Genomic DNA, 1,960 nt, shown 5'->3' on the forward strand with positions numbered 1-1,960 from the left:
CTATGCGCTCTTACCCGGCGGGGAGTGGCGCGGGCGCGGGCGCGAGCGCTTGGCGGCCCTGGCGGTGGCGGTCGCCTTCGGCATCCTGATCCACGCCTTCTCGGTATCGGACTTCTCGGTCGCCAACGTCGCCGCCAACAGCCACACCGACAAGCCGATGCTCTACAAGGTGGCCGCCGCCTGGGGCAGTCACGAGGGCTCGCTGCTGCTGTGGTGCCTGGTTCTGACCGGCTTCGGCGCCGTCCTGGCCCGCGGCCGCAACCTGCCGTTCGAGCTGAAGACCTCGGCCGTGGCGGTCCAGGGTTTTCTCGGGGTGCTGTTCCTCGCCTTCGCCGTCTTCACCTCCAACCCGTTCGAGCGGCTCAATCCGGCTCCGTTCCAGGGCGCGTCGCTGAATCCGCTGCTGCAGGACCCGGCGCTCGCCTTCCACCCGCCCTTCCTCTACGCCGGCTACGTCGGCTTTTCGGTCTGCTTCTCGCTGGCCCTGGCCGCCCTGATCGAGGGCCGGGCCAACGCCGCGTTCTGGCCGGCCTGGGGCCGCTGGGTGCGGCCGTGGGCTCTGGCCAGCTGGGCGCTCCTGACCATCGGCATCACGCTGGGGGCCTTCTGGGCCTATTACGAGCTCGGCTGGGGCGGCTGGTGGTTCTGGGATCCGGTCGAGAACGCCAGTTTCATGCCGTGGCTGGCGGGCGCGGCCCTGCTGCACTCCGCCGTGATCACCGAGCGCCGCGGAGCCCTGGCCGGCTGGACTTCCTTCCTGGCGATGGCGGCCTTCGTCCTGTCTATGTTGGGCGCCTTCCTGGTCCGGTCCGGCGTGCTGACCAGCGTGCACGCCTTCGCCGTCGACCCGGAGCGCGGCCTGATGCTGCTGGCCATCCTCGGCCTGACCGGCGGCCTGGCGTTCGGCCTGTTCGCCTGGCGGGTGCCCCAGCTCAGGGGCGGCGGGATCTTCGCCCCGATCAGCCGCGAGGGCGCGCTGGTGCTCAACAACCTGTTCCTGACGGCCGCCTGCGCCACCGTTCTGCTGGGCACCCTGTATCCGCTCATCCTCGAGGCGACCAACGGCTCGGCCATCTCGGTCGGTCCGCCCTTTTACGGTCTGACGCTGGTGCCGCTGATGGCCGTGGCTCTGCTGATCCTGCCGTTCGGTCCCCTGCTCGCGTGGAAGCGGGGGGATGTGCCGGGCGCCATGCAGCGGCTCGCCGTCGCCGCCGGTCTGGCGATCCTGCTGGGTCTGGCGGCCTATGCGCTGTTCGATACCCGCAAGGCGCTGTCCGCGGCGGGGATCGGCCTCGGCGCCTGGCTGATCCTCGGGGCCCTGACCGACCCTGCGGAACGCATCCGCCTGTTCCGCGTCCCGCTGGCCGAAAGCCTCCGCCGGGCGGGAGGCCTGCCGCTCGGCTCCTGGGGCGCGACCCTGGCCCACGCCGGACTCGGGGTGTTCGTGCTCGGGGCGGTGGTCGAGACCGGCTACCGCGTCGAGGCGGCCCGCCCGGTCGCGCTCGGCGAGGCGGTCGAGGCCGGCCCGTGGCGGGTCAGGCTGGATGACGTGCGCGTGGTCGAGGGGCCGAACTATCTCGCCGAACAGGGCCGGCTGACCGTGACCCTGCGTTCCGGCGCCGCGCCGCGCCAGATCACCGCGGAACGCCGCTTCTTCCCTGCCGGCGGCCAGACCACCACCGAGGTCGGCCTCGATTTTCGAGGCCTCGACGACGTCTATGTGGTGCTGGGCGAGCGCGGCCGCACCGCCGCCGGCGCCCCGGCCTGGAACCTCCGGGTCTGGTGGAACCCATGGGCCCGGCTGATCTTCCTCGGGCCGGCCATCATGGCGCTCGGCGGCGCCCTGTCCCTGATGGACCGCCGGTTGCGGCTGGGCGTCAGCCGACGCAAGGCGGCGCCATGAAGCGGCTCCTGCTGATCGCGGTCGCCGCTCTCGGCCTGATCGCCGCCCCCGCCGTCG

1 protein-coding gene is annotated in these 1,960 nt (G+C 72.3%); it reads left to right on the forward strand.

Going from position 1 to position 1,960, the window contains the following annotated elements; translation table 11 throughout:
* On the forward strand, positions 1 to 1,903 hold a 1,903-nt coding region (locus RDU12_RS15365; RefSeq protein WP_308685509.1), incomplete at its 5' end, for a heme lyase CcmF/NrfE family subunit.
* Between the last annotated feature and the right edge of the window lie 57 nt (positions 1,904 to 1,960).

Origin of the sequence: Brevundimonas sp. (assembly GCF_031082345.1) — a bacterium.
In the GTDB taxonomy this organism is placed as follows: domain Bacteria; phylum Pseudomonadota; class Alphaproteobacteria; order Caulobacterales; family Caulobacteraceae; genus Brevundimonas.